Here is a 20,780-nt window from a genome sequence, read left to right as displayed (position 1 = left end):
GAGTTTTTACTAATAATTTTTGCCGCCAAAATATAGCTACTATCCTGCACTAACTAAATAGCGGTGACAGCAGCACACATCCTTGTCAGGATCTAATATTTTAATTTAAATTTGATTACCAAAACCATTGGCTATAGTTTGGCGATCGCTCATGCTAGTTATGTATCTGGTGACAATGATTTTAGCGACGAATTGCTGAATCTAGTTTATAAGAGATAACTAGCCAATATATAGACTATCACGTTTTCACATAAGATGAATCATGATTTTTTAAGATTTCCAGACATTTGGTGAATCTGTTAAGTTGGGTGATATTTTTCCACAGAAACCTATTGAGTTGTTTTCCTCAATTAAATTCAGGCGCAAAGATAGGGAACAAGCAAAAGGCAACGCCAAGACAATATATCTAACTAATTTTGTCTCATTCCTCATTAATCAGGGTGAAAATGCCAAACTACTGCCGACTCACAAATCATCAGATGATTATCCACAAGTTAAATCACCACTTATTGCAGAAGACGGGAGTGACAATTGTCGCGATCGCCTTATATTTATCTGCTACCATTCCCCAAAAGTCTTTAGCTAACACTCCGGCAAATCCGCAGTTACTTTCCCAGTCTCCTGCTGCCTTTGTTCCGCGCAACGTATCCACTGGTAGCCAAATTTCCCTGAATGGGCGTAATTTATCAGGTGCTTGGTTACAACAACTTCAGCCAAAAAACCCAGTCAAAATATACATCAGTGATGCAGCACTCAGGCAACTACTCGGTATAGACCTATTAAGCACTAATAACCCTGGAAGGCAGCCCATAGAATGGTTTTCTAGCAATAACCAACCCCTAATTCTCTCTGCCAACCTCTGGCGAGGCTATCGTTATCTAGATGTGACCAATTTAGCCACAGCCGCAGGCTGGCAAATGCAAGCCCAAGGTAACACCTTGGTAATTGTCACACCGTCAACACAGGTAAGAAATATTAGTGAAAATCTTAATCCTGGATCAGTTCCTCAGATTGTACTGGACTTAGACCGTCCTACCCCTTGGCAAATCCAGCAAGGATTACCCATCAAAACCCTCCAGGATGACCCTAATGCACCCACTCCCAATAATGCTGCACCAACTAACCGAGAGTGGAAAATTACCTTAGATGCGATCGCTGATTCCAGTTTAATTCAACGCTACACACCCCCACCAGCGACCTCACCAGATTTACTCAAACAATCTCAAACATCCGCGTCTTTAATTCAAAAAGTTGAGGTTGTGAACAATCAAACAGTCATTACTCTCAGCGTCCCCCTAGATTTATCTTTGCAAGCCACCACTATCAATAATCCTCATCGCCTGGTGTTGAATCTGCGTCCTGATGCCCTCAAACCCAAAAATATCAACTGGGCAAGGGGATTACAATGGCGACAAGATTTTGTCAATTTAGGCACAGACCGCTTTGGTATAGTTTGGCTAGAAGTCAACCCCCGCACTGCGGGTTTAGCGATTAAACCAATTTGGGCAACGGCTAATACTTTAGTTGGGACAGCCCCCTTAATTCAAACAGCCCAAAAGGATTTAGCCGTAGCCGCCATTAATGCTGGTTATTTTAACCGCAATAATCGTTTACCCCTGGGTGCAATTCGTCGGGACGGTCAATGGTTATCTAGTCCCATTCTCAACCGAGGTGCGATCGCTTGGAACGATGCGGGACAATTTTATTTTGGTCGTCTCACCCTCCAAGAAACTTTAACAACATCTAGTAATTTGCGCTCGCCAATTCTCTTTCTCAACAGTGGTTATGTCCAGAGTGGTATAGCCCGTTACACTCCCGCCTGGGGACAAACTTATACATCCCTTACAGATAACGAACGGGTGTTTATTGTCCAAAACAACAAAGTCACCAATCAGTTTGTCGGTGATAAAGCCGGTCAAACCAACTTTCCCATTCCCCCAAATAGCTACTTACTAGTGTTTCGTGGTAATGCTATATCCCAAGCATCACAGTTAACCATTGGTACTGACGTACAGATTACAACGGGGACTACTCCAGGCGAATTTAATCGTTACCCCAATATCGTAGGAGCAGGGCCACTCTTACTACAAAATGGGAAAATTGTCCTTGATGCCCAAAGTGAACAATTCAGCAATGCTTTCATCACTCAAAAAGCTAGCCGCAGTGCCATTTGTACAACGGCCAACAACACTGTATTAATTGCTGCCGTACATAACCGTGTAGGAGGTTCTGGCCCCACTTTGGCAGAACATGCCCAACTCATGAAGCTTTTAGGTTGTGTGAATGCCCTCAATTTAGACGGTGGTAGTTCCACAAGTCTTTATCTAGGAGGACAATTACTCGACCGTTATCCTAACACCGCCGCCCGTGTACACAACGGTATCGGTATATTTCTTCAGCCAAGATAATACATAGGACATTGGGCATAGGGCAAGCAGGAAGTGTGGGAGGGGTGGGAGGTGTGGGAGGTGTGGGAGGTGTGGGAGGTGTGGGAGGTGTGGGAAGAAATCTTTCCCCCCTCTCTCCCCACACTCCCCACACTTCCCCATCTTCCCATTCCCCATTCCCTCTTTAAAGTTGAGAATAAGCTACCCTGAGACTTAATGAAGAGTTGGTGTAGACCATCTATTTTGGGCAAAAATGAACGCTCCATCCAAGTTTCACTTTGCTATGTTTAGCAAGGTGAAATTAAATTGCTGATTTTCACGGTTGTAAGATTGCCCCTCAATTTTCCATCAATGGATAAGAGTAACGACGGTTTGTATTATGTCTTCAAATGAGGTAACTATGGCTCAACATCAAGAAAATACTAAGACTAACACTCTCACCTTGCCAAGTGCGATCGCTAGCCGCAGTGTTGCTGCTACTGAATTACGTCCTTGGGGTTCTTTCACAGTTTTAGAAGAAGGACGCGGCTACAAAATTAAGCGCATTGAAGTCAAGCCAGGACACCGCCTCAGCCTGCAAATGCACCATCACCGCAGTGAACACTGGATTGTCGTTTCCGGCACAGCTAGAGTAGTTTGTGGTGAACAAGAAATATTACTCAGTAATAACCAGTCAACCTATGTACCTCAATGTACAGCCCACCGTCTAGAGAATCCTGGAGTCATTCCCCTTATTTTGATTGAAGTCCAAAATGGCGAATATTTAGGTGAAGACGATATTATTCGCTACCAAGATGATTATGCCCGTACTGCGAATTAATTTACAGATCAAACTATTATGGTTTTGAGTTAACAACATCATCTCGCAAACCGTCTGAATTCAACCTGGCAATCTTTAAGTCCCTGCTAAATTTTTGGTGGGGACTCACCGATTCAAAATTCCAAAATCACTGGGAACTGAGGAAAATTTCTACATTGTCCCCTACACCCTTACATTCCTGTACTTCCTCAAGGTTCTTTCTTTTCTCAAGATTGATTATGGTAGCTCAGTCATCTGCGATACTTAGATATAATGTCTTGAGTTGCCTTAAACAGTTTCATGATTCATTTAAGCCCATCTGCTGCTAGTGAAATCACTCGCTTACAGGCAAAACAGCAGCCTAATACACTTTTTCGGTTAGCGGTTAAATCAGGTGGCTGTTCTGGTTGGTTTTATGATCTGTCTTTTGATGATCAAACCAGAGTTGGCGATCGCGTTTTGCAAATTGACAGCCTGCAAGTAGTCATCGATGCTGATAGCTGCAACTACGTTAATGGTTTAACCATAGATTACTCCGAGGATCTCATGGGTGGTGGTTTCCGCTTCCATAATCCCCAATCTGTCGTTACTTGTGGCTGTGGTAACTCTTTTGCAACTTGATTTTTGACAGAGAATGCGAGCTTAAATAAGCAACCAGCCAAAGATTACTCCCCTAAATTTCGTCTTTCCCAATCCCTAGTCCCTAATCCCCAGTCCCCTAATTTATATCCAAAAATTAAAAATAATATGAAAGTTTGACATGAATTCATAAAAAAAGCTATAATCAGGATTTGTTAAAACTTAGACTAGCAAGCAGCTTCACGCGCTGTAACTCATGCCAACCATACAGCAACTAATACGTAGTGAACGCGAAAAAGCGCGTCAGAAAACCAAGTCCCCTGCTCTTAAACAATGCCCACAGCGTCGGGGCGTTTGTACCAGAGTCTACACGACTACACCTAAAAAACCCAACTCCGCGCTACGTAAAGTAGCACGGGTCAGACTAACCTCCGGGTTTGAAGTCACAGCTTACATTCCTGGAATTGGTCACAACTTACAAGAACACTCAGTTGTGATGATTCGTGGTGGTCGGGTAAAGGATCTACCTGGTGTGAGATACCACATCATTCGCGGTACTTTGGATACAGCCGGAGTTAAAGACCGCAAACAAGGCCGTTCCAAATATGGAACCAAGCGTCCTAAAGAAGCGAAAAAATAAAGCAGGTGATTAATCGTAATCTATTGCGATTAGTCCCTGGAATCTAAAGCGTCCAGATTGCGTAACAAACTCATTGGTCGCTAATTCTGAAACCAGTTTCCAGAAATTATTCCAGCTTCTCCCACCAATCTACACTCAGCGAGCAAGTGTAGCAAAATTTCAACCGTTGTAAGCGACAGCAACGTTTGCATAATGACATTCCACTTAAAAAAGACGTTGTCGCTTTGTTATCCCAGTTTTTGAGGAAACAAGTCTGTAAAATTAGGGTGATTGCAGCCGTAAAGCAACCCTTTGCAGTAGACAAGTCTGTAGCTAACCATTGCTTCAGATAAACATCTGTCTGATAGCATATAATTTCGTTGCCAAAATCCGAATTAAGGGTATAGTATGTCTCGTCGTGGTGTTATTCAAAGGCGTCCAGTTCCGCCTGACTCTGTATACAACAGTCGGCTTGTGAGTATGATCATCCGACGGGTAATGCGTCATGGCAAAAAATCACTGGCGGCACGCATCGTGTATGATGCAATGAAGACTATAGAGGAACGCACAGGCACAAATGCACTGGAAGTATTTGAAAGAGCAGTGCGAAATGCTACCCCTCTAGTAGAAGTAAAAGCTCGCCGTGTTGGTGGAGCTACCTATCAAGTACCAATGGAAGTGCGTACAGATCGCGGTACTACCCTCGCACTGCGTTGGTTAGTACAGTTTTCTCGGTCTCGACCAGGACGCACAATGGCCAGCAGACTGGCTAACGAATTACTTGATGCAGCCAATGAAAGCGGGAATGCAATCCGCAAACGGGAAGAAACACACCGGATGGCGGAAGCAAACAAAGCATTTGCACATTATCGTTACTAAGTACAAAAGCGGTATATCGTGCATCTAAAAGCGGTATATCGCAGAATTACCAAACAAAAGTCGGTTTTCTTTAAAAGTATAGAATCTTAACAAAGAGTAATATACAAGATATCATGAGGCAAAAACCATAGGAGGCTACTGTGGCACGTACCAACCCGCTAGAGAAAGTACGCAATATCGGTATTGCGGCGCACATAGATGCGGGCAAAACAACTACAACAGAGAGAATATTATTTTACTCTGGGATAATTCATAAAATTGGCGAAGTACACGAAGGAACTGCCGTTACTGACTGGATGGATCAGGAACGGGAGCGCGGTATTACCATTACTGCGGCGGCAATTAGTACCAGTTGGAAAGATCATCAAATTAACATTATCGATACTCCTGGTCACGTAGACTTCACCATCGAAGTTGAACGTTCTATGCGGGTGTTGGATGGTGTAATTGCGGTATTCTGTTCCGTTGGTGGTGTACAGCCTCAATCAGAGACAGTTTGGCGGCAAGCAGACCGTTACAAAGTGCCTCGGATTGCCTTTATCAACAAAATGGATCGTACAGGTGCGAACTTTTACAGAGTTCATGAGCAAATGCGCGATCGCCTACGTGCCAATGCCATTGCAATTCAACTACCAATTGGTAGTGAAAACGAATTCCAAGGCATTGTAGACTTGGTACGCAAGTGTGCATACATTTACACCAACGACCAAGGTACAGATATCCAAGAAACCGATATCCCCGCAGAATTGCAAGAACTGGCTGAAGAATACTACACCAAGCTGGTAGAAGCAGTTGCAGAAGTCGATGACGACTTAATGAACAAGTACTTTGAGGGCGAAGCACTCACAGAAGCAGAAATCAAAAATGCACTGCGTAAAGGTACAATTGCCGGCACAATCGTACCCGTACTTTGTGGTTCAGCCTTTAAGAATAAAGGTGTGCAGTTGATGTTGGATGCGGTAGTCGATTATCTACCAGCACCCATTGATGTACCAGCTATTCAAGGTACAGTCAGCAGTGGCGACACAGTTGAACGTCGTGCTGATGACAACGAACCCCTAGCGGCTCTAGCCTTCAAGATTATGGCTGATCCCTACGGTCGCCTCACCTTCGTTCGTGTATATTCTGGCGTACTGAAAAAAGGTAGTTACGTCCTCAACGCTACCAAGAATAAAAAAGAACGAATTTCTCGCCTCGTGGTTTTGAAAGCAGACGAAAGACTTGATGTAGAAGAACTGCGAGCAGGTGATTTAGGTGCAGCACTAGGTTTAAAAGATACCTTGACAGGTGACACCCTTTGTGATGAAAGCGCACCAGTCATTTTAGAATCCTTGTTTATTCCTGAGCCTGTGATCTCAGTTGCGGTCGAACCCAAAACGAAAAACGACATGGACAAATTGTCCAAAGCACTGCAATCACTCTCAGAAGAAGACCCTACCTTCCGTGTCAGTGTTGATCCAGAAACTAACCAAACCGTAATTGCGGGGATGGGAGAATTACACCTAGAAATTCTCGTAGACCGGATGTTACGCGAATTTAAAGTGGAAGCTAACGTAGGTGCGCCACAGGTAGCTTACCGTGAAACCATTCGCAAAGCCGTCAACAGAATTGAAGGTAAATTCATCCGTCAAAGTGGTGGTAAAGGTCAATACGGTCACGTTGTGATTGACCTAGAACCTGGTGAACCTGGAAGTGGCTTTGAATTTGTTTCCAAAATTGTCGGTGGTGTTGTACCCAAAGAGTACATTAACCCCGCAGAACAGGGAATGAAAGAATGCTGTGAATCTGGTGTATTAGCTGGATATCCACTCATCGATGTGAAAGCTACTTTAGTAGATGGTTCTTACCATGACGTAGACTCTTCAGAAATGGCTTTCAAAATCGCTGGTTCAATGGCGATGAAAGAGGCAGTAACCAAAGCTTCACCTGTACTCTTAGAGCCTATGATGAAAGTTGAGGTAGAAGTTCCCGAAAACTTCCTTGGTGATGTCATGGGCGACCTCAATTCTCGTCGTGGTCAAATTGAAGGGATGGGATCTGAACAAGGTCTTGCCAAAGTGACAGCAAAAGTCCCCTTGGCAGAAATGTTTGGCTATGCTACCGATATCCGGTCAAAAACCCAAGGTCGGGGTATCTTCTCTATGGAGTTTAGCCATTACGAAGAAGTGCCTCGCAACGTGGCCGAGGCAATCATAGCAAAAAGCAAAGGGAACGCATAATTAGAAAAGGAAACGAGCATACATGGCACGCGCAAAGTTTGAAAGAACCAAAACTCACGTTAACATCGGTACTGTTGGCCACGTTGACCACGGTAAAACTACCTTAACAGCAGCTATCACCATGACCTTGGCTGCTTTGGGTAAAGCTGAAGCTAAAGCTTACGACCAAATCGACAACGCCCCCGAAGAAAAAGCACGGGGTATCACTATCAATACTGCTCACGTTGAGTATGAGACTGAAAAACGTCACTATGCTCACGTAGATTGTCCTGGCCACGCTGACTATGTGAAAAACATGATCACTGGTGCAGCGCAAATGGACGGAGCTATTCTTGTAGTAGCTGCTACCGATGGCCCCATGCCCCAAACCCGTGAACACATTCTCTTAGCACGTCAGGTGGGTGTTCCTAAGCTAGTCGTCTTCTTAAACAAAGAAGATATGATGGAAGACGAAGAATTGATGGAACTAGTAGAACTTGAATTGAGAGAACTACTAACAGAGTATGGCTTTGATGGTGACGATATTCCCATCGTTAGAGGTTCAGGTCTGCAAGCTCTAGAAGCCATGACCAAGAATGGCAAAACCGTCCGTGGCGAGAATCCTTGGGTAGATAAAATTTACGCTTTGATGGATGCTGTAGATTCCTACATTCCCGATCCTGAGCGTGACATTGACAAACCTTTCTTGATGGCGGTAGAAGACGTATTCTCAATCACTGGTCGTGGTACAGTAGCAACCGGCCGGATTGAACGTGGTAAGGTCAAGGTTGGTGATGTTGTGGAGTTAGTGGGTATCAGAGACACCCGTAACACCACTGTTACCGGTATTGAAATGTTCAAGAAGAGCTTGGACGAAGGTATGGCTGGTGATAACGCTGGTGTACTCCTGCGTGGTATCCAAAAGACCGATATTGAACGGGGTATGGTAATTGCTAAACCCGGTTCTATCACTCCTCACACCCAATTTGAAGGTGAAGTATACGTACTCACCGAAAAAGAAGGTGGTCGTAAAACACCCTTCTTCTCTGGCTACCGTCCTCAATTCTACGTACGGACAACTGATGTAACAGGCACAATCACTGCATTCACCTCTGATGATGGTGGTGCAGCTGAAATGGTAATGCCCGGCGATCGCATCAAAATGACCGTAGAATTGATCAACCCCATCGCGATCGAACAAGGTATGCGCTTTGCGATTCGCGAAGGTGGCCGCACCATCGGTGCTGGTGTCGTCTCCAAAATTCTCAAATAGTACCTTGTTACCCAAATAAATAAGAGCAGAGACGGGAAAATCCTCTCTGCTCTTTTATCTGAACCTTGATAAAGGAATTAGATATTAAATCTTGGGCATTAAAAACTGGTAATGAGATAGTTCTAATTACTCAATTGCCAAAGCATTATCCTCAATTTCACACTTAAAATCAGAACCTGGAAAACTAAAGATGGCAACTCTACAGCAGCAAAAGATTAGAATTCGCTTAAAGGCTTTTGACCGCCGATTACTGGATACATCTTGCGAGAAGATTGTAGACACAGCTAATCGGACTAACGCTACAGCTATCGGCCCTATCCCCTTACCGACAAAACGGAAAATCTACTGCGTACTGCGTTCTCCTCACGTAGACAAAGACTCACGGGAACATTTTGAAACTCGTACCCATCGTCGCATTATCGATATCTACCAACCCTCTTCTAAAACTATTGATGCTCTGATGAAACTAGATTTGCCATCTGGTGTAGACATTGAAGTAAAACTGTAATTAGTCCAGAGTCAGTAGGGGCGGGTTTTGGCAGATGTTCTCACTTAAAAACAGATATGTTTGTTAAACCCGCCCGTACAACAGTCAACAGTGAAGAATTCCTGGACTATGAATTATTGACGAATGTATGAATATTAACTTAGCCCTGGAGAAATTTATTTCAGGGCTTTTTTATTAGCTCTAAAACAGATGATAGAATGTAGACACATTAAGCCAAGTTGAGATAAGTAGTCTTGCTTGAAACCGTTGACCTAGCCCAGAAAAAAGGCACTAAATCTAAAATCTAAAATCCAAAATTGATATTACGGGGAAAGCAGAGAAGCATCAATTTTTAGCATTAAATTTATACTTAGGTAACAATGACATCTTCTTCCAGAATAGCAGTTCGTGAACTACCTCTGTTCCCGTTACCCGAAGTAGTTCTTTTTCCCACTAGACCTTTACCACTACATATTTTTGAGTTCCGCTACCGAATCATGATGAACACGATTTTGGAGAGCGATCGCAGGTTTGGTGTGCTAATGGTTGACCCGGTAACAGGTCAAATTGCTAACGTCGGTTGCTGTGCGGAAATTGTTCACTACCAGCGTCTACCAGATGACCGTATGAAAATGCTCACCCTGGGACAACAACGGTTTCGCGTTTTAGAGTATGTGCGGGAAAAACCCTACCGTGTAGGCTTGGTAGAATGGATAGAAGACCAGTCACCCAGTAAAGATTTATATCCTTTAGCTACAGAAGTCGAACAACTACTCCGTGATGTGGTCAGGCTATCCGCCAAAATCACAGAACAAAATATTGAACTTCCAGAAGAATTACCTGATTTGCCCACGGAATTGTCTTATTGGGTGGCGAGTAATCTTTATGGTGTCGCCGCAGAGCAGCAGTCTTTACTGGAAATGCAAGATACAGCTGCCCGCTTAGAAAGAGAAGCCGAAATCTTGATGACTACTCGTAATCACTTAGCGGCTCGTTCTGTACTCAAAGACACCTTTAGTCAAAATTCATAAATTGTGAGTTAATTGTCAAGACTCTTGCGTGCTAATTGGTAAAACATTATAACTACCAAATATTTTGAGAACTTCTGTATAGGTAGTTAGTTCAGCCAAAGCAGATTGCATTTGTGGTGTGTTGACGGCAGCTTCTAAGTCAATAAAAAATAAATACTCGCCTAGCGATCGCTTTGTCGGTCGAGATTCGATCCGGCTGAGGTTAATTCCTTGTAGAGCAAATACTAGTAGAGTTTTCACCAACGCTCCAGGGACGTTAGCAGGGACACTAAAAGCTACAGACGTATGAGTTGGAGTATGTAAGCGCAGTTGCTCTGTGATCTCCGTTTCTCCCTGACTGATCACCCAAAACCTCGTACAGTTTTCAGGATAATCGTTAATTTGATGAGCTAGTATCGGTAAATTATAAATTTGTGCGGCTCTTGTAGAAGCGATCGCGGCAGCTTTTATATTTGTTTCTAATGCCTGTAATGCTTCGGTAGTAGAGTTAGTAGGAATCAAACTCACATGAGCTAAAAACTCTCCTAGCCAGTTTTGACACTGTGCCAAGGCTTGGGGATGAGAATAGACAGTTTGAATCTCATCTAAACTAGAAGCGCAAGAAATCAATGTATGGGCAATCGGCATCACCAAGGCTGATTGAATCCTGAGACTATCTAATTGCCATAAGGTATCCATTGTCATGGTGACACTACCTTCAATAGAATTTTCCACAGGTACAACAGCCAATTGGGTTTGACCTTGGGCAACAGCTTTTAATGATTGAGCAATACTAGGATAGGGACGTAAAACTGCTTCGATACCTGTATTCTCTGTTAGCCATTTAACATAAAAAAGAGTTGCTTGTTCTGCGTAAGTTCCAGGTGGCCCTAAATGGGCAATTGAGATAGTCACGTTGCTTCACTCCCAATTCCAAATTCCAACTTGAAAATTAATTACCCCAACGCCATTTAGATTATGATGTTGGCGTTTTGATTACAGACTTAAAATATTTATCTTTGCTAGGTTGATAGACTGTATCATAAGCAAAATCAGTCTATTTTTAACTAGAAGTTTCTGAAGCTAGACAACGATAAAGTTTATAACTATATTCACCAGCAAAGCTGCCATATTGCTTATCCAAAGTGCAGTTTTGAGATACTAAATCAACTGGATTGCGATACTCCACTAACCATAAATCTAGAGGTCGGGGAAGTTGAGTGAGTTTTTGTACCAAAATTTGTTGACTTTGAGTATAGGTATGAGTATTGGGATCTTGAGCAGCTAGGAAAAATTGTAGATTCTGGTTGGGTTGATTTTGCAATTCCCATGCTAAACCCATCATTCTGCCAGTTTGACCATGATGGATATGTGTTGTAGCAATCAATACATTGTTCCCTGAAGCTTTTTCAATGATTGCGGCCAGCACATCAGGACGTTGGTTTTGCAAGTAACCCCAATTTCCCGTAACTATCACGCCTCCCAGAGTTGCCATCAATAAAATGATACTGACTGCAACTTTACTATGTGTAAATAGTCCTGATTTCGCCACTTCATGCCAACAGCTTGCTAAAGCCACACCCAAAAGTAAAATGACTGCTGGTGCATAAAAAAACTGGAAACGCGCTGCTAAAGTCAAATCCTTCCCTAAGCCATAAGTCAATAGCAAAGTTAAAGCGATCGCAGCCAAGACATAATCAATTAAAATTTGCAGAGTCAGATTTGTATCAGCATCACCTTGATAACTTTTCAGTCCATGAATTATTTGTGGCAGACTCCATAGTAAAAACACCAAAGTCACCACACCAGAAGTAATTACCACCGTTAGGGGTAAAGTTGTGAGTGCCGATGGTAACAACAACAGCATACTCATCAGCCACAGTAGTAAGCGCGCCAACGGTTCTAACCATCTACTATGGGGACTACTAGCGGCTACCCAACTGGTTAAATCACTCCCAGGAATATTTTGTAGGTTAGGTATCCAAACTAGACAGCCGATAGCAGTACCCAAAGCAACTATCCCCAACTGCCACCAATTGATCTGCTGATTTTGAAGCCGCCAAAGTTGTCTGAGTACAACTACACCTTCTGCACCCAGGGTCAACATGAAAAAATAATGAGTGGCTACCCCAAGACCATTAATCACTATCCAAGTCAACAATAACCATAGAGGTAAAGATTGCTGACGACGGATTTTGTGCATAGTCGTGACGAGACAACATAAAGAAGCAATCACCAGCAACATCACTAAACTGTAATGACGGGCTTCTCTAGCTAAAAAGATTGTGTAAGGGGAAACGGCCATCATTGCAGCTGCTAACTGACCAACTAATTTAGAGCGAAAGGTCAAATAGCCAAAGCAGAACATGGCGGGAATTGATATTACTCCCAGTAAAGCACTGAGCGATCGCGCTGTGAAGACAGATGCAACTTCCCCAACAGGTGAAAACAACTTCATCCACACATGAGCCAAGACAAAATATACAGGGGGATGGGTACTATCTTGTAATAAATTTTGCATGACTGTGCTGATACCAGTTACTGATGTTAGTTGGAGTGGCTGTAACAAAATATCTGCACTAATTAGTTGATTGAGTGGTACTGTCCGAAAACTATTCCCCAAGCTAAATACCATCGTGGCACACTCATCAGTCCAAGGTGGCAAGGAATCCAGATGAAAAAAACGTAAACTAGTGCCGATAACGACCCATAGCATTAACAATAATAGGTGAGCGTGAGTCTTCATCCAGGACTTCCAAATTGCAAAAGTGGGGTGAGAGCTATCCGTATTGATGATAATAATCGGTTATCAATATAACTATGATTTTTAATTTGCTGAGAGTATTAGAAATTATTGTGAGATATTCTGCAATATTTAAGTTATAACTTTACGTTTTTAATCGCCAAAAATCTCATCAAGCATTGAAATATCCAAGGTCAACTATAAGCAAATATATCTTGTCTGAGCAATGAGATTTTCTCAATAATCTTTTACGAATGAAAAACAATTAATTCGTAAATTAATCAATAATAAAATTATTAAACAATTACTGTCTTTAATTCATGGCTACCAGGTTTACTGCCTCCCAATCGGTAGAAATTGCTGTGGAACAGCAAACTATTCCTATTCAGCACTACTTGCGTCAGCCGCAACGTCTCGTTCATGCTTTGGTTGATCAAAGACGCATTCAGCAGCTTTCTGAGGAAGTATTTCGGTTAAAAATGCGGCCTTTGAGTTTTATGTCCTTAAGTATTCAACCTACTGTAGACATGAGAATCTGGGCAGAATCAAATGGCACAATTTACTTGCGATCGCTAGGCTGTGAAATTCTGGGTTTTGAGTATATTAATCAGCGTTTTTCCTTGAATTTGAGGGGGTATTTGTCTCCATTCATACAGGGTGAAGACACACGTCTGCGGGGTCAAGCTGATTTAGAAGTGCAAGTGGAATTACCCCCACCGTTTTCTTTTACACCAAAACCCATTCTAGAAACCACAGGTAATGGTTTACTCAAGAGTGTCTTATTAACAGTTAAACAGCGATTAACACATCAACTGTTAGTAGACTATCGTCAATGGGTAGTGTCTCAAACTCATAACCAGAGTCTGAGACGCGATGATCCTAACTTACCCTTCCTCAATCCAGAATAAAGGGCGTAGTAGGGGAAGAATCATCTATAATTCTTTCCCTTACACCCCCACACCCCTAAACCCCTAAACCCCTATCCTGACAAGGACTAAAAGACTTACGGTGTAGCGGGGAAGAGCCATACTTTTGCAGTGCTGATAAATGTTTCTTACTGCCATAACCCTTGTTATTTGCTAAATCATACATGGGATATTTGGCAGCTAAACGCATGATTAAATCATCGCGCCAAACTTTAGCCACAATACTAGCAGCCGCAATGGAGAGCGATCGCTCATCCCCTTTGATGATAGTTTGTTGTGGTATCGCTAAATCTTTGACCAACTGATTGCCATCTATCAAGCAAATTGCAGGCTGTACCTGAAGTTTTTGTACAGCCCGCTTCATCGCCAACAGTGTCGCCTGCAAAATATTAATTTGGTCAATTTCTGCCGTGGCAGCATAACCAATTTTCCAATCTGTCGCTAGCGTACAAATTTGCTGCGCTAGCTGACATCTGCGAACACTAGATAGTTTTTTACTATCTCTAACCCCAGCCGCTATCAGTTCGGGTAAAGCATGGTTAGGTAAGATGACTGCTGCTGCGACTACAGGGCCAAACAAACAGCCTCTACCTACTTCATCCACTCCTGCTATTAACCCAGAAACATTGGCCAAGGTGGAAGAAAACTCTAGCCAATGAATTTCCTGGTGAGTGGTTGGGGTTGTGTCTACCGTTGGTGATGAGTGCGATACCTGAACAATCTGCTTTCTCCTCTCTACCATATTGGCTCTTTAAATTTCGTCACTATCAGATTCCGCCGCAGAGGAGCGACGACGACGGCGACGGTTGGGAGTAGCAGCCATTGAGGTTTCATTTTCTTCCGTGCTGACGGCTGTTACCGTTGGCTCAGGTACGGTGACAGGGGATGATTTAGGTTCTGGCTTGGGTTCTGACTTGAGTTTGGGCGGGGTAAATTCTGAGGATGTTGGCTCAACAACAGTCGCTTTAGGGGTTTCTTCTGGGGGCGGCGTTGATGGTTGTCCTGGTTGCACAATATTAATGATGACCGATTTAGGATTTTTCACCTCTTGTTCTAATTTAATTAGCGGCGAAACTCCCATTAAAGCAAAGATATCTTGCTCCGGTTGTGTCATTTCCACAGTGCGAATTTCCGGCGGTTCTACCACAGGCTTAATCGGCTCTGCTTTACTGACTTTCGTCCTGTCTCCCCTTTCTACCCAACCAGATTTACCCAAATTTGGTGAGGGTAATTCTGGTGTTGTTCCCAGTTCTGTGTCGTTATCTAAATCTAAATCTGACTCGTTGATATAACCTAGAGAATTGTGGGAAATGCGATTTTCATCTTTACCATTGGCTCCATTGATACCAATGCGACTCCGGCGGGTGCGGGTACGCCGTTTGTTGTGATCATTGAGTTCTTGATAGCTGGGATGATTCATTAGATTGAAAGATCCCAAGTCACCATCATTATCAAATCCTTCATTAAACCCATCGTAAGTGTCCCGCATATCTGTGAGGCGAGTCACGGGTAAACGAGGTTCTCTTTGGGTTTCTCTTGGGGTTTCTCTTTGAGTTTCTCTTTGGGGTAAAGGTATAAATCTATCTGGTACGTCTACTGGGGTAGGTAAGCGGCTTTCAGTTTCTCCTGGTAAGCGGACTGTATGTCCTAAACCACCGCAAGTAGAGCAAGTTTCACCAAATAATTCGTAAATATTTTGACCTTGGCGTTTGCGAGTCAGTTCTACTAAACCTAGCTCAGTCAGTTGAGCAATTTGGGGACGAGCTTTATCTGCTCTCAGGGCTTTGTTAAAGTGTTCTAAAACTTGTAGTTGGTCACGCCGTGATTCCATATCAATGAAGTCTACGACGATTACCCCTGCAATATTTCTTAAACGTAGTTGACGGGCAATTTCTGTGGCGGCTTCGCAGTTTGTCCACAATACGGTTTCTCTGGCTGTTGCCGATCGCGTGAAGGAACCAGAGTTAACATCTATAACAGTTAGGGCTTCCGTTGGCTCAATAATAATATACCCACCAGAAGGTAAGTCTACCCTGGGCTTGAGGGCTTCGCGAATAGCAGCGTTAATGCGGAAATATTCTAAAATTGGGGAGCGATCGCGGTGGTGGTCAATTAATAATCCTTGCGGTGTTTGACCTCCACTCCAGTTTTGTAAATATTGCTTGACTCGCTTTAATCCGGTGCTGGAATCCACCACAATCCGGTTGACATCCGCACCGTACATATCCCGCAATACACGCTGAATAAAATCATCGTCTCGATTTAATAGAGCTGGCGCACGGGTAGATTGAGCTTCTTGTTGAATCGCTTCCCACTGCTTTTGCAGCACTTCCAAATCTTCGATGATAGCTTCTTCTGGTTTTCCTTCGGCTTCTGTCCGCACTAGTAAACCCATACCTGCGGGTTTAATTAAAATTGCTAATGCCCGTAATCGATTACGCTCATTTTCGCTTTTAATGCGTCGAGATAAGTTGACACCTCTGCCATAGGGCATCAATACTACATAGCGTCCTGGTAAAGTAATATTACCTGTCAGTCTTGGCCCTTTTGTGCCTGTTGGCTCTTTCATTACCTGCACCAAAACTTTTTGTTGTGGTGCTAATAATTCTGTAATTGCTGCTGCTGTGCGCTTGATTCGCAGTGGGCCTAAATCTGTTACGTGAATAAAACCGTTACGTTCTGGATCACCAATATTGACAAAGGCCGCGTCAATTCCAGGTAAGACGTTTTCTACTACACCTAAGTAGATGTCACCGATTTGATGATGCCCTGTGGCTACAACTAACTCTTGTATTTGATCTTCCGAAAACACGGCAGCGATTTGATGCTGCTCCGCGATAATAATTTGTTTTGGCATTCAATTTCCTCAAAAATCGGCAGCGTCAACGGGCTTGGAGGTTTGTTATGCCTCTCGCCCCTGCCAGCCTCCAAAGACGCTGTTAGTAATAAAAATTGTGAAGTCGAACTTCAAAATTAAAGAGCTATTGGCTAAGGAATTGCGTTCACACGCCTGATTATTCCAGAACGGCTGCATACTGTTTAAGCAAATAAATCAACCGTCCGTGGTTGATTTCTGATGCGATACCTTCACCCTCTAGGGATTGGGCATTCAGCAGGTGTTTTAAAAAGCATAGATAGAGAAGTTGACTGGAATCTGCTGTTAATTACTGATTCACAAGGTAGCTATAGAGAGAGTGTTCTTTAATCTGCCTTAGTTTGTCTGGGATAAAATCCAAGAAGCTTCACTCTGATATCTTGCTCGTTTGCTCCCTGACGACCAGGGTAGTTGTGAACCAGTTTCTTCAATGCAGCGTCAGAAAATTTCTCTTCATTTCATTCTAACGCAACCTTGCTAAAAATCAATTCCTATGATTGCGACTGGGGGCAACTACTAGCCAGTTGCCCTCTAGGATTATACCGCTAAGATGAGCTGATTGCGGTGAATATGCAGAAGATGAAATTTTGTGAAGTCTGTTCTCAGGTTGTCTGAGTTTTCCCCTGAGACTATTTCTAGCATAGACAGAATTTGTTCTGGACGCAATAAAAAACCATCTTGGCGACAGCTACCCACATAGCGGATAACGGCGATCGCTTCAGTTTCCGTACTGCTGGTAGAAATTAATTCCAACTCAAACAACCGTGAGCGCAGATTTATCATCTGAGTCTTGCCAGATTTAGTTGTTTGCTCACACAAAATTTCTGTTTGCTGCTCGATTGCGGCTATCCACTCTTGCCATTGTGCTGGTGTGACTTCACTGGGGGCAGCAATAGTAATTAAATACTCTGCTTGTTCCAATAATTTATTCGCGGCGGGAGCTTTTAAGTCTACTTCTGCCACACGATACACTGGGATATCTGGGGGCAGTTCTTGAGCCAGTTTTTGTTGAAATCCTGCCAAATCTACAGGTTCAGTTAACTCAAAATCAACTATTTCACCGCTACTAGTAGCCCCTAAAGCTAAGGCACTGGCGACAGCAATTTTAGGACTGGGATGGAAACCGTTAGTGTAAGCCACTGGTAAACTAGCGCGCCGCACCACTCGATCCAGCAACCGCATTAAATCTAAGTGACTCAGCAAGGCCATGTCACCTTGTTTACCAAACCAAACGCGCAGGCGTTGGGCTTTGTTAATGTTAGGGACAAATTCACCGGCGAATTCTGGAATAGCAGGTGGTTCGATAACGATGTTATGGCCAAAATCCGTGCCACATACACCACAATGGGAACAACCATCAAAAGAACAGTCTGGAACAACAGCAGCTGCGAGGGCGCGTTGTAAGTCCTCAATCAGCCACTTTTTGTCAATGCCGGTATCTATATGATCCCAGGGGAGTGGGTTTTCGAGGGACTGGGGACTGGGGATTGGGGACTGGGTATTGGGAGGTAATTCTACCTTGTCTACCTTGTCTCCTCTACCCTCCTCCTCGTCTGCAAACAGATTCCATTCTCCGTTTTCTACCTGGCGGTATTTCCAATCTAGACCAGCTTCTGCGATCGCTTCTCCCCAGGCGGCAAAAGCTTTATCTAGGCTGTCATACCAAGAATCCATCCCTGCGCCTAATTCCCAAGCACGTTGCAGGACTTTACCTAAAGAGCGATCGCCTCTACCAATAAAGTCTTCCATTGCGGAAATTCGCACATCCGTAAAATTGACTTTTACCCCCCGAATACGACGGAAAGCTTGCCGTAGTAGATCTTGCTTCCGGCGAAATTCTGCTGTAGAAACTGAGTGCCATTGAAATGGTGTATGGGGTTTGGGGGTGAAGTTGGAAATTGTCAGGTTGAAGTTAAGTGGTCTTCTACCTTTACCCCGACATTCCCTTTGTAACCAACTGACTGTTTCGGCAATACCTAAAACGTCAGCATCTGTTTCGCCAGGTAAGCCGATCATAAAATATAACTTGATTTTATCCCAGCCTTGTTCCCAGGCAGTTTTGACACCTCGTAATAGTTCTTCGTTAGTTAAACCTTTATTGACGATATCACGCATTCTCTGTGTGCCAGCTTCGGGGGCAAAGGTGATGCCGCCTTGGCGTGTACCACCAAGAATATTGGCGATGTTTTCATCAAATCTATCTACACGCTGGCTAGGGAGCGACAGGGAAATATTTTCATTTCTTAATCGATTTTTAATTTCCATCCCCACAGATGGTAGGGATAAATAATCAGAACAACTCAAAGACAAGAGGGAAAACTCATTATAACCAGTGGCTCTCATGCCTTGTTCAATGGCTTCTACCACCTGTTCTGGTTCGACATCCCTAGCGGGTCGAGTCAGCATTCCTGGTTGACAGAAGCGACAACCACGGGTGCAACCACGACGGATTTCTATTGTCAAGCGGTCATGTACAGTTTGGACGTATGGTACTAGTCCAATGGAATAGGCGGGGATGGGGGTAGCGACTCGCCGCAAAATCCGTTGGGGTACATCTGGAAGGACTGGTTTGACGGAACCGTCTTTATCTGGTGCGTAAAACTGCGGTACGTACACCCCAGGGATTTGCGCCAAGTCTAGGAGTAAACTTTCCCGACTTAATCCGGCTTGTTTTCCTTCTTCTAAAACTAAGCCGATTTCTGGCAGAAGTTCTTCACCATCTCCCAAGGCGAAAAAGTCAAAAAAGTCGGCGTAGGGTTCAGGATTGGATGTTGCTGTTTGCCCTCCTGCGAAGATAAGCGGATAATCCCCCTGCAATCTTGCTTGCCATGTTAGGGGAATTCCCGCTAAGTCCAACATTTCGAGAATGTTGGTTGCTCCTAATTCATAACTGAGACTAAAACCTAAAATATCAAATTCTTTTAGCTCTCGCTTCGACTCAACCGCAAACAAGGGGGTATTTGTCGCCCTGAGTTTGTCGGCTAAGTCTGTACCTGGTAGGTAAGCGCGATCGCATAACTGTCGGGGTTGGGCATTCAAAATGTTATACAGGATGATATGCCCCAGATTAGATGCACCAACTTCGTATACCTCTGGATAAGTCAAAACCCAGCGTATAACTGCCTGATTCCAAGGCTTATGTACCGCCAGTTGTTCATTACCCAAGTAACGGGCTGGTTTTAAGATATCAGATGTGATTAATTGTTCAAATGCAATAGCCACTTTGCCAACTTTGAGCTACTCGAATTACAGCTATGTCTTCCCTCCAACATTAGCATTGATTAGCTATTTGGGTGGCTTTTGTTGTAGCAAGTTACAACTGTTTTACACTTAGTTGCTCAAAGGCGTAGCTTGTGTTACTCTAGCCAGACTGTGTGCTGGAATTTATCCCTGAGATATCTCAAAAACCTGATCAAGTTGAGTTAACTCTAAAACTATTTTGATCGCTGGGGATACGGAATCAAGCTGAAAGCCTTTGCCTAGATTCTGAGCTGACTTCAGCGCAGATACTAAAGCCATCAGTCCAGAACTGTCACAAGACTCCACTGCTGCTAGGTCTACTAATAACCCAGCAATGTCTTCTTGGGCTAGCATTGTGGACAATTCTCGCTCAAACTCCAGCGCATTAGTTGCATTGAGGCAGCTATGGGGACGAATAACTGCTACTTTTTGACTCTTTAGTAGTGCTTGCATATAGGCATCCTAATCAGAGTTATTTAACCATGAAGCTTGAATTTATTTGAACATAAACTGTTTGCTCATACATCGACCAGATGTCTTACATCTCTTTGCTGAATCTTTATTTTTTTCCTGTGTCTGTTTAAAGTTGTCATAATTTCGGAGTAAAAAGTATATATGAATACTTTTTTTCTGATGAGTTGCCAAAAAAATCAACATAGATAACCACAAAGCAAAAGACGGCAAAACAGTCATCCATAATTGTGCGGAAAAGTGATGCCCGTCTTTAGAAATACAGCAAATTGAACTGTGATATAGCCAGGTTTG

At 43.4% G+C, this 20,780-nt stretch carries 16 protein-coding genes; 10 read left to right on the top strand and 6 right to left on the bottom strand.

The annotated features are described in order from the left end of the window. The first annotated feature begins 446 nt into the window (after positions 1 to 446). The 9 genes from CLI64_RS22135 (at position 447) to CLI64_RS22095 (ending at position 10,252) form a co-directional block, all read left to right on the top strand. Positions 447 to 2,408, top strand: a complete 1,962-nt coding sequence (locus CLI64_RS22135; protein ID WP_103139241.1) for a phosphodiester glycosidase family protein — start codon at positions 447 to 449, stop codon at positions 2,406 to 2,408. A gap of 379 nt (positions 2,409 to 2,787) precedes the next feature. Beyond that, a complete protein-coding gene (locus CLI64_RS22130; RefSeq protein ID WP_103139240.1) occupies positions 2,788 to 3,207 on the top strand; it encodes a cupin domain-containing protein in 420 nt (139 codons plus the stop codon). Between the two features lie 279 nt (positions 3,208 to 3,486). Beyond that, a complete protein-coding gene (locus tag CLI64_RS22125; RefSeq protein ID WP_103139239.1) occupies positions 3,487 to 3,807 on the top strand; it encodes an iron-sulfur cluster assembly accessory protein in 321 nt (106 codons plus the stop codon). Positions 3,808 to 4,021: 214 nt separating this feature from the next. Continuing rightward, entirely contained in the window at positions 4,022 to 4,405 is a 384-nt protein-coding gene (gene rpsL, locus CLI64_RS22120) for a 30S ribosomal protein S12 (RefSeq protein WP_015140400.1), read from the top strand. 387 nt (positions 4,406 to 4,792) lie between these two features. Then, the gene (gene rpsG / locus CLI64_RS22115) at positions 4,793 to 5,263 is read left to right on the top strand and encodes a 30S ribosomal protein S7 (protein ID WP_103139238.1); all 471 of its coding nucleotides are present in this window, start codon (positions 4,793 to 4,795) and stop codon (positions 5,261 to 5,263) included. A 140-nt stretch (positions 5,264 to 5,403) separates the two neighbouring features. Then, positions 5,404 to 7,482, top strand: coding sequence for an elongation factor G (gene fusA / locus CLI64_RS22110; protein ID WP_103139237.1), 2,079 nt, complete (start codon positions 5,404 to 5,406; stop codon positions 7,480 to 7,482). Positions 7,483 to 7,504: 22 nt separating this feature from the next. Then, the gene (tuf, locus tag CLI64_RS22105) at positions 7,505 to 8,734 is read left to right on the top strand and encodes an elongation factor Tu (RefSeq protein ID WP_103139236.1); all 1,230 of its coding nucleotides are present in this window, start codon (positions 7,505 to 7,507) and stop codon (positions 8,732 to 8,734) included. Between the two features lie 190 nt (positions 8,735 to 8,924). Next, positions 8,925 to 9,242: a 30S ribosomal protein S10 gene (gene rpsJ, locus CLI64_RS22100; RefSeq protein ID WP_015113498.1), complete on the top strand. Its 318-nt coding sequence runs from the start codon at positions 8,925 to 8,927 to the stop codon at positions 9,240 to 9,242. Between the two features lie 359 nt (positions 9,243 to 9,601). Then, a complete protein-coding gene (locus tag CLI64_RS22095; RefSeq protein WP_103139235.1) occupies positions 9,602 to 10,252 on the top strand; it encodes an LON peptidase substrate-binding domain-containing protein in 651 nt (216 codons plus the stop codon). Positions 10,253 to 10,267: 15 nt separating this feature from the next. Here CLI64_RS22095 and pheA read toward each other — a convergent pair whose 3' ends face one another. Continuing rightward, positions 10,268 to 11,146, bottom strand: coding sequence for a prephenate dehydratase (pheA, locus tag CLI64_RS22090; protein ID WP_103139234.1), 879 nt, complete (start codon positions 11,144 to 11,146; stop codon positions 10,268 to 10,270). Between the two features lie 148 nt (positions 11,147 to 11,294). Then, positions 11,295 to 12,977, bottom strand: a complete 1,683-nt coding sequence (locus CLI64_RS22085) for a phospholipid carrier-dependent glycosyltransferase (RefSeq protein ID WP_103139233.1) — start codon at positions 12,975 to 12,977, stop codon at positions 11,295 to 11,297. 317 nt (positions 12,978 to 13,294) lie between these two features. Here CLI64_RS22085 and CLI64_RS22080 point away from each other — a divergent pair, with 317 nt between their 5' ends. Then, on the top strand, positions 13,295 to 13,882 hold the full coding sequence (locus CLI64_RS22080; protein ID WP_103139232.1) for a DUF1997 domain-containing protein: 588 nt from the start codon (positions 13,295 to 13,297) through the stop codon (positions 13,880 to 13,882). A 55-nt stretch (positions 13,883 to 13,937) separates the two neighbouring features. On the opposite strand, the gene CLI64_RS22075 is transcribed toward CLI64_RS22080, so the two are convergent. From CLI64_RS22075 to CLI64_RS22060, 4 genes are all read right to left on the bottom strand, one after another. Further along, the gene (locus tag CLI64_RS22075; RefSeq protein ID WP_103139231.1) at positions 13,938 to 14,642 is read right to left on the bottom strand and encodes a ribonuclease HII; all 705 of its coding nucleotides are present in this window, start codon (positions 14,640 to 14,642) and stop codon (positions 13,938 to 13,940) included. A 9-nt stretch (positions 14,643 to 14,651) separates the two neighbouring features. Next, complete coding sequence (locus CLI64_RS22070; protein ID WP_103139230.1) at positions 14,652 to 16,757, bottom strand: Rne/Rng family ribonuclease; 2,106 nt, start codon at positions 16,755 to 16,757, stop codon at positions 14,652 to 14,654. 555 nt (positions 16,758 to 17,312) lie between these two features. After that, positions 17,313 to 19,997 (bottom strand): TIGR03960 family B12-binding radical SAM protein, encoded by a 2,685-nt coding sequence (locus CLI64_RS22065; protein WP_103139229.1) that lies wholly within the window; start codon positions 19,995 to 19,997, stop codon positions 17,313 to 17,315. Positions 19,998 to 20,159: 162 nt separating this feature from the next. Continuing rightward, positions 20,160 to 20,468 (bottom strand): STAS domain-containing protein, encoded by a 309-nt coding sequence (locus CLI64_RS22060; RefSeq protein ID WP_103139228.1) that lies wholly within the window; start codon positions 20,466 to 20,468, stop codon positions 20,160 to 20,162. Between the last annotated feature and the right edge of the window lie 312 nt (positions 20,469 to 20,780).

The organism is Nostoc sp. CENA543, from assembly GCF_002896875.1.
Taxonomy (GTDB): Bacteria; Cyanobacteriota; Cyanobacteriia; order Cyanobacteriales; family Nostocaceae; genus Trichormus.
This window is presented reverse-complemented; position numbering and strand designations above follow the sequence as displayed.

Bases quoted from the DNA above. Each gene is read 5' to 3' on its own strand.
- CLI64_RS22075 (WP_103139231.1), bottom strand. From the start codon at position 14,642: ATGGTAGAGAGGAGAAAGCAGATTGTTCAGGTATCGCACTCATCACCA.
- tuf (WP_103139236.1), top strand. From the start codon at position 7,505: ATGGCACGCGCAAAGTTTGAAAGAACCAAAACTCACGTTAACATCGGT.
- CLI64_RS22095 (WP_103139235.1), top strand. From the start codon at position 9,602: ATGACATCTTCTTCCAGAATAGCAGTTCGTGAACTACCTCTGTTCCCG.
- CLI64_RS22135 (WP_103139241.1), top strand. From the start codon at position 447: ATGCCAAACTACTGCCGACTCACAAATCATCAGATGATTATCCACAAG.
- rpsJ (WP_015113498.1), top strand. From the start codon at position 8,925: ATGGCAACTCTACAGCAGCAAAAGATTAGAATTCGCTTAAAGGCTTTT.
- CLI64_RS22080 (WP_103139232.1), top strand. From the start codon at position 13,295: ATGGCTACCAGGTTTACTGCCTCCCAATCGGTAGAAATTGCTGTGGAA.
- CLI64_RS22125 (WP_103139239.1), top strand. From the start codon at position 3,487: ATGATTCATTTAAGCCCATCTGCTGCTAGTGAAATCACTCGCTTACAG.
- CLI64_RS22130 (WP_103139240.1), top strand. From the start codon at position 2,788: ATGGCTCAACATCAAGAAAATACTAAGACTAACACTCTCACCTTGCCA.
- CLI64_RS22070 (WP_103139230.1), bottom strand. From the start codon at position 16,757: ATGCCAAAACAAATTATTATCGCGGAGCAGCATCAAATCGCTGCCGTG.
- CLI64_RS22085 (WP_103139233.1), bottom strand. From the start codon at position 12,977: ATGAAGACTCACGCTCACCTATTATTGTTAATGCTATGGGTCGTTATC.
- CLI64_RS22060 (WP_103139228.1), bottom strand. From the start codon at position 20,468: ATGCAAGCACTACTAAAGAGTCAAAAAGTAGCAGTTATTCGTCCCCAT.
- rpsG (WP_103139238.1), top strand. From the start codon at position 4,793: ATGTCTCGTCGTGGTGTTATTCAAAGGCGTCCAGTTCCGCCTGACTCT.
- rpsL (WP_015140400.1), top strand. From the start codon at position 4,022: ATGCCAACCATACAGCAACTAATACGTAGTGAACGCGAAAAAGCGCGT.